A 7,201-nucleotide genomic window follows, 5' to 3' on the forward strand; every position below is an offset into this window, starting at 1 on the left:
GATTTTTTCGGATAAGGTGTTGTATGATTTTCGGTTTGTTTTCTGTGCTGGGGGCGGCCGCGCTGGTCGTGATTGACCAGCTTATCAAGCATTGGGCCACGGCGGCGCTGCTGCCGGTGGGTCAGATGAACGTGCTGCCCGGCATTGTGGAGCTGCGCTACTGTCTGAATGACGGTATGGCGTTCTCAATGTTGGCGGGCAAGCAGGGCTTGCTCATCGGTATGACATCGGTCATGCTGCTGGTCGTGCTCGTCATGCTGTTCACTCGCAAAATGACGGCGTGGGAGCGCGTTGCCTGGACGCTGGTGCTCGGCGGCGGTGTGGGCAACCTCATCGACCGCGTGCTCAACGGCGTTGTGGTGGATTACATCAATGTGCTGTTCATGCACTTTGCCATCTTCAACTTTGCGGATATCTGCGTCTGCGTGGGCGTCGGCCTGCTGATGCTGGTCGTGCTGCTGGACTCCTGCAAGAAGGAAAAGCCCGCAGAGCAAAAGGCGGACGATGATGGAGCAGCTTGAATTTACCGCCGCGGCCGACGATACCGGCCGCCTGGATGCCTGGCTGGCCGCGCAGTGCCCGGCACTGTCCCGCAGTGCGCTGCAAAATCTCATTGAGCAGGGCTGTGTGACGAAAAACGCCGCGCCGGTCAACAAGAAAGAAAAGGTCGTACCCGGTGCAGTCTACACTGTGGAGCTGCCCGACCCGCAGCCCATCGAGGCCCAGCCCCAGAATATCCCGCTGGATATCGTCTATGAGGACGACGACCTGCTTGTCGTCAATAAGCCCAAGGGAATGGTCGTTCACCCGGCTCCCGGCAACCCGGACGGCACGCTGGTCAATGCGCTGCTCTACCATTGCGCGGGACAGCTGTCCGGCATTGGCGGGGCCATCCGCCCGGGCATCGTCCACCGTATCGATAAGGACACCAGCGGTCTTTTGGTCGTTGCCAAAAACGATGCGGCGCACCAGGCCCTTAGCGAGCAGATGAGCGTACACAGCATCCACCGCGTCTACCATGCGGTGGCCTACGGCAACCTGAAAGGCGATGAGGGCTTTGTGGAAAAGTGGCTGGGACGCGACCCGCGCGACCGCAAAAAGATGGCCGTGCTGGCCGACAACGCCGTCGGGGCCAAGTATGCCTACACGGGCTGGCAGGTGCTGGAACGCTACGGCAACTTTACCTACATTGCCTGCAAGCTCAAAACCGGCCGCACGCACCAGATTCGCGTGCATATGGCATCTACAGGGCACCCGCTGGCGGGGGATGCCGTTTACGGCCCGAAAAACTGCATCAAATCGTTGAACGGCCAATGCCTGCACGCCAAGGAGTTGGGCTTTGTGCACCCCAGAACAGGGGAGTGGATGCAGTTCGATTCTCCGCTGCCGCCCTATTTTGCGGATTTTATAACACGGCTAAGAAAGGAACATCGCGCATGAAACCACCCCTCGGCGATACCCTTGTGATCTGTGATATGGATAATACGCTGCTGACCGCCAAGGAGGGCATCCCGGCCTGCAACCGTGCGGTTATCCGGCTGTACACCGGCATGGGTGGGCTGTTCACGGTCGCCACCGGCCGCCCGCCGGAGTCCATCCGCGCGGCGCTGGGAAATCTGAAGCTGTCGCTGCCGGCTATCTCCTGCAACGGTGCGCTGCTGTATGATTTTTCTACGGAATCGGTGCTGCACCGCTCGACATTGAACCGGGAGCAGGCCACGACGGCTATCATCGATATCCTGGCGAAATTCCCGCGTATGGGCGTGGAGGTCATGGCGGGCAACGGCGAAATGTACGTCATCCACGCCAACGAAGTGACCCACGCCCACCAGGTGGACGAGCACCTGGGCAGCATCGCCTGCCCGGTGGAAAACGTACCCGACGGCTGGGTCAAGGTCGTGTTTGCCTCTGACCCCGAGAGCATCCGCAAGCTGGGACAGTACGCAAAGACAAAGTATTATGGCCGAGACAACTACTTCCTTGCCACCAACAGTATTTACTTAGAGATTATGCCCGGCGGCGTCAGCAAGGCCAGCGGCCTGCACGATTTGTGTGCCCTGATGAGCAAATCCATGAAGAACACCGTCGTCATCGGCGACTATTACAACGATTTGGAGATCATGCGGGAGGCCGGATACGCGGTGGCTGTTGCCAACGCCCCGGCCGAGGTGAAAGCTGCCGCCGACCATGTAACGACCTGCACCTGCGCCGAGGGCGCGGTAGGCGAGTATCTGTACAGCCTGATTGGTAAGACAGACGAATAACCGCATCACAAAGAGGGTTTGACGATGAAAGTCAGTGAACTGATGGACCCGAAGGGCGTGCTGCTCTACGCCAAAATCGATAACTCCGCCGACGCGCTCGGCATTCTGGTGGAATTGCAGGAGGGTATCGGCGTCATCACCAACGGCAACGCCTACTATAACGCGGTAAGCCAGCGGGAGACCTTCGGCGGTACCACGGCCATCGGCGGCGGCATCGCGCTGCCCCACGCCAGCAACGCGGGTGTGTCCGCGCCGGGCATCTCGGCACTGCTTCTGCGCCGCGGTGTGGACTGGGGTGCGCCCGATGGACAGCCGGTGGACCTGGTGTTCATGATTGCCGTGCCGCCCAAAAGCGAGAGCCTGCATTTGCAGATTTTGGCGCGGCTCGTGAACCTGCTGGGCCGCCGTGACCTGGTGGAGGCCCTGCGCACCGCCAGCAACCCCCAGCGCTTTGTGGAACTGATTGCCAAAACCGAAAACGCCTGCTTTGCAGATTGACAGGGAATGTCCCGGCTTTTACAGGAGGCCGGGATGTTCGTTTTTAACAAGAACTGGCAATATCCACAAAAAAACATCAAAAAGCGTGGCGGTATTATACGCATTTGTTCTTGCTTTAAACCACTAAAGTGTGCTATACTTTAAAGCACTAAACCGGCTGCGCTGGAGGGACTTGTTTGAGGAAGCAAGTGTACACCTGAAACAAAAGGTTGCGCAGTGGGTACTATTTGGAGGAATAGACATGAAAAAAGCAGTTTCCCTTATGATGGCAGCCGCCATGACCATGGGCCTGGCCGCCTGCGGATCTTCCGCTTCTACGGATACCGCCGCATCCACCGCTGACGCCGCTTCCACCACCGAAGCCGCCGAGAGCACCGCAGACAGCGCTGCTGCCGCCGACGGCAAGGTCTACAATGTCGGCATCTGCCAACTGGTTCAGCACGAAGCGCTGGACGCTGCGACCCAGGGCTTCAAGGACGCTTTGGTCGAGAAGCTGGGCGAGGGCAATGTAAAATTTGATGAGCAGAACGCCTCCGGCGATTCCGCCAACTGCGCTACCATTGTGAACGGTTTTGTCTCCAACGGCGTTGACCTGATCCTGGCCAACGCTACCGCGCCGCTGCAGGCCGCCGCCCAGGCTACTGCCGATATCCCGGTGCTGGGCACCTCCATTACCGACTACGCCACCGCGCTGGATATCAGCGATTGGACCGGCACCGTCGGCAACAACATCTCCGGCACCTCTGACCTGGCCCCGCTGGACCAGCAGGCAGCTATGATCAAAGAGCTGTTCCCTGACGCCAAGAGCGTCGGCCTGCTCTACTGCAGCGCCGAGCCGAACTCTGTCTACCAGTGTGACGTCATCGAGGGCTACCTGACGGAGGAGGGCTACACCGTCGCCCGCTACGCCTTCACCGACACGAACGACGTTACCTCCGTTGCCCAGAGCGCGGCCGACAACTCCGATGTCATCTACATCCCCACCGATAACACCGCCGCCTCCAACACGGAGGCTATCGCCAATGTCGTGCTGCCCGCGCAGGTTCCTGTTGTGGCTGGTGAGGAAGGCATCTGCTCCGGCTGCGGCGCTGCCACACTGTCCATCAGCTACTACGATCTGGGCTACGCCACCGGTGAGATGGCCGCTAAGATTCTGGCCGAGGGTGCTGACATCTCCACCATGCCGGTCGAGTTCGCCCCCAACGTCACCAAGAAATACAACGCCGCCAACTGCGAAGCCCTCGGCATCACGCCGCCGGACGACTACGTGGCCATCGGCTGATAACCGGAACAGCGACTAAAAATCATCATAACAGCGAGGAAGGGGAGACGCCTCTCTTTCCCCGCTGTTTTGGTGCTTTATGAAATGAGGATGTTTTTATGGATTTCCTGACCTCCCTGATAAACTCGATGCCCGGTGCCGTCGCGCAGGGCCTTATCTGGGGCATTATGGCTATCGGCGTCTACATCACCTATCGTATTCTGGATGTGGCGGATCTGACCGTGGACGGCTCCCTCGGTACCGGTGGCGCAGTCTGCGTTGTGCTGGTCCTGAACGGCGCACCGGTGGGCGTCGCCCTGGTGGCGGCCACGCTGGCCGGTATGCTGGCGGGCCTTGTCACCGGCCTGTTCCACACGGCCTGCGGCATCCCGGCAATTCTGGCCGGTATCCTGACCCAGCTCGCGCTGTATTCTGTCAACCTGCGCATCATGGGTACCGGCACAGGCGGCGGTAAAGCCAACCTGCCCATTAGCGTGGACAAATACAGCCTGCTGGTCTCCGCACGCTATGTGCGCAAACTGGCGCTCAATAACCCAATTCTGGTGCTGGTCATCTTCTGCGCGGTGCTGATCGGCGTGCTGTATTGGTTCTTCGGCACCGAGCTTGGCTGCTCGCTGCGTGCTACGGGTGCGAACCAGCATATGGCCCGTGCCCAGGGCATCAACACGAACATCACCATCGTGCTGGGCCTGATGGTCTCCAACGGTCTGGTCGCGCTGGCTGGCGGTCTGCTGGCGCAGTACCAGGGCTTCTCCGATATCAACATGGGCCGCGGCGCTATCGTTATCGGTCTGGCAGCTGTCATCATCGGTGAGGTCATCTTCGGCAAAATCTTCCGCAACTTTGCCCTCAAGCTGACGGCAGCGGTCATCGGTGCTATCATCTACTACATTGTCATGAACTTCGTGCTGCGCATGGGTCTGTCCACCGACGACCTCAAGCTGCTGACTGCGCTGGTCGTGGCCATCTTCCTGACCATCCCGTACTGGAAAGGCAAATACTTCACGAAAACGCCGGTGAAAAAGGGAGGTAAGGACAATGCTTGAAATTAAAAATGTGTATAAGACCTTCAACGCGGGCACTGTCAACGAGAAGGTCGCCTTAAAGGGCCTCGACTTGACGCTGGAGGACGGCGACTTTGTCACGGTCATCGGCGGCAACGGCGCGGGCAAGTCCACGATGCTGAATGCCGTGGCCGGTGTCTGGCCCGTGGATATGGGCAAGATCGTCATTGACGGGCAGGATGTGACCCGCCTGTCGGAGCACCAGCGTGCCAAGTACATTGGCCGCGTGTTCCAGGACCCGATGATGGGCACCGCCGCTACCATGCAGATCGATGAAAACCTGGCCCTGGCGGCCCGCCGGGGCTTGGCCCGCACACTGAAAACCGGCATCACAAAGAAAGAGCACGACGAATACTACGAGCTGCTCAAAACGCTGGACTTAGGGTTGGAAAACCGCATGACCAGCAAGGTGGGACTCCTCTCCGGCGGCCAGCGCCAGGCGGTCACGCTGCTGATGGCAACGCTGAAAAAGCCAAAGCTCCTGTTGCTGGACGAGCACACCGCGGCCCTGGACCCCAAGACGGCCGCCAAGGTACTGACCCTCTCCGAAAAAATCGTCGAGGAAAACCACCTGACCACCCTGATGATCACCCACAACATGAAGGACGCCATCAAGTACGGCAACCGTCTGATCATGATGTACGAGGGCCACGTCATCTACGATGTGAAGGGCGAGGAAAAGAAGAACCTTCAGGTCAGCGACCTGCTGCAGCGCTTTGAGCAGGTCAGCGACGGCGAGTTTGCCAACGACCGTATGCTGCTTTCGTAATCCACAATTTTGCCCGGGATGCACCATCCCGGGCATTCTCTTTGTAATAAAATTGTAATACGTGACAATTTTTTGAAAATGATGTTCAAAGCCCGCTAAATATGATATAATCTCTAATATGTATACTAGGTGGGATATGGCCTTGTGGCTCCCACTTGCCATAGACTAAGGAGGTACTCATTCCCTATGAGCCGCGAACGTTATGAGGAAAAAGCAGGTATGAGCCCCACCCAGCGCAAGGCGTGTGTGGTGCTGGCGCTGTGTGCGCTGGCTATCGTGCTGAGCATTGTGGTCGCCTGGGTACTGCCCGGCAAGCTGGGCCTTTTTAACGGCGGTGCAAGCGCCTATGATAAGGACGCCTACCCGCTGGATACATCGCTGGAGGCTATACTGCCTCAGGCTGCGGCGGATGATGCCTATATCACCGCCAGTGTCTTTGCGGGCGATCAGTATGCTGTCACGCTGCAAAAGGACGCCCGCATCACGCTGAACCAGTTTGCGGGGCAGGAGGGGCTGCAAACCGCCAAGGCGCTGTCCACGGCCTGCGTTAACTTTGCGTCAGACTCCAACAACTACACGATCCCGCAGGCAATCCCCAAGATGAAAGCCCGCCGTGTTTTTGTGCAGCTGGGCTCCAACGATGTGGACGGAACGGTCAGTGTGGATTCCTTCATTGCCGATTACAAGCAGTTCTTGCAGAACATCCACTCGGCCTACTCCTATGCGGATATCATCGCAGTGTCCATCCCGCCTGTCACCGAGGACAGTGCCAACGCCGCCGAGACCCAGACTTACATTGACCAGTTCAACCAGGCCATTGCCGTGGCCTGCAGCGACATGGGCTTCAAATACCTGAACAGCGCCGAGACCCTGAAAAACAGCCGAGGCTTTGCCGAGAACAGCTACATGGAAGCCAATGGGTACAGCGCCTCCGGCGCCCGCGCCCTGCTGGAATACGCCAAGTCCCACGCCTATAACACGATGGACAGCCGCCCGGACACCAGCGACATCCCACAGCGCGCCTCGTCCACCAGCGGCGCGGCCAGCACGCCGCTCCCCACCGCCACCCCGACGAAGTTCACCGCCAGCTATGAGGTGGAGGACAGCGCCAAGGGCACCCTGACCGGCAACGGCCAGACCGGCGTTTCCAGCGTGGAGATCCAGGCGGACTCCGGCACCAGTGTCAACGTGACGGCGGTAGCCGCCGACGGCTTTGTATTCTACAAGTGGAGTGACGGCATCACCACCGCGACCCGCTATGACAACGTGACGAAGGACATCTCGGTCAAGGCCATGTTCAACGACGCCCGTGTCGAACTGACGC

General features: G+C 59.1%; 8 protein-coding genes. All 8 read left to right on the forward strand.

Going from position 1 to position 7,201, the window contains the following annotated elements; genetic code table 11:
- Positions 1-23 precede the first annotated feature (23 nt).
- The gene (lspA, locus tag ACZO0A_RS11110) at positions 24-521 is read left to right on the forward strand and encodes a signal peptidase II (RefSeq protein ID WP_215691914.1); all 498 of its coding nucleotides are present in this window, start codon (positions 24-26) and stop codon (positions 519-521) included.
- Positions 508-1,440: an RluA family pseudouridine synthase gene (locus ACZO0A_RS11115; protein WP_486846331.1), complete on the forward strand. Its 933-nt coding sequence runs from the start codon at positions 508-510 to the stop codon at positions 1,438-1,440. Before lspA ends, ACZO0A_RS11115 begins: the two co-directional genes overlap by 14 nt.
- Complete coding sequence (locus ACZO0A_RS11120) at positions 1,437-2,264, forward strand: HAD family hydrolase (protein ID WP_302375535.1); 828 nt, start codon at positions 1,437-1,439, stop codon at positions 2,262-2,264. The genes ACZO0A_RS11115 and ACZO0A_RS11120 overlap by 4 nt, the downstream gene beginning before the upstream one ends.
- Positions 2,265-2,288: 24 nt before the next feature.
- Complete coding sequence (locus ACZO0A_RS11125) at positions 2,289-2,762, forward strand: PTS sugar transporter subunit IIA (protein WP_215691916.1); 474 nt, start codon at positions 2,289-2,291, stop codon at positions 2,760-2,762.
- A 241-nt stretch (positions 2,763-3,003) separates the two neighbouring features.
- Positions 3,004-4,044 (forward strand): ABC transporter substrate-binding protein, encoded by a 1,041-nt coding sequence (locus ACZO0A_RS11130; RefSeq protein ID WP_291209794.1) that lies wholly within the window; start codon positions 3,004-3,006, stop codon positions 4,042-4,044.
- A 98-nt stretch (positions 4,045-4,142) separates the two neighbouring features.
- A complete protein-coding gene (locus ACZO0A_RS11135) occupies positions 4,143-5,090 on the forward strand; it encodes an ABC transporter permease (RefSeq protein ID WP_215691918.1) in 948 nt (315 codons plus the stop codon).
- The gene (locus ACZO0A_RS11140) at positions 5,083-5,877 is read left to right on the forward strand and encodes an ABC transporter ATP-binding protein (protein ID WP_215691919.1); all 795 of its coding nucleotides are present in this window, start codon (positions 5,083-5,085) and stop codon (positions 5,875-5,877) included. The genes ACZO0A_RS11135 and ACZO0A_RS11140 overlap by 8 nt, the downstream gene beginning before the upstream one ends.
- Positions 5,878-6,063: 186 nt before the next feature.
- Positions 6,064-7,201: GDSL-type esterase/lipase family protein (locus ACZO0A_RS11145; RefSeq protein WP_486846329.1), on the forward strand; the 1,138-nt coding region annotated here is incomplete at its 3' end.

It is taken from the genome of Gemmiger sp. (genome assembly GCF_057431175.1).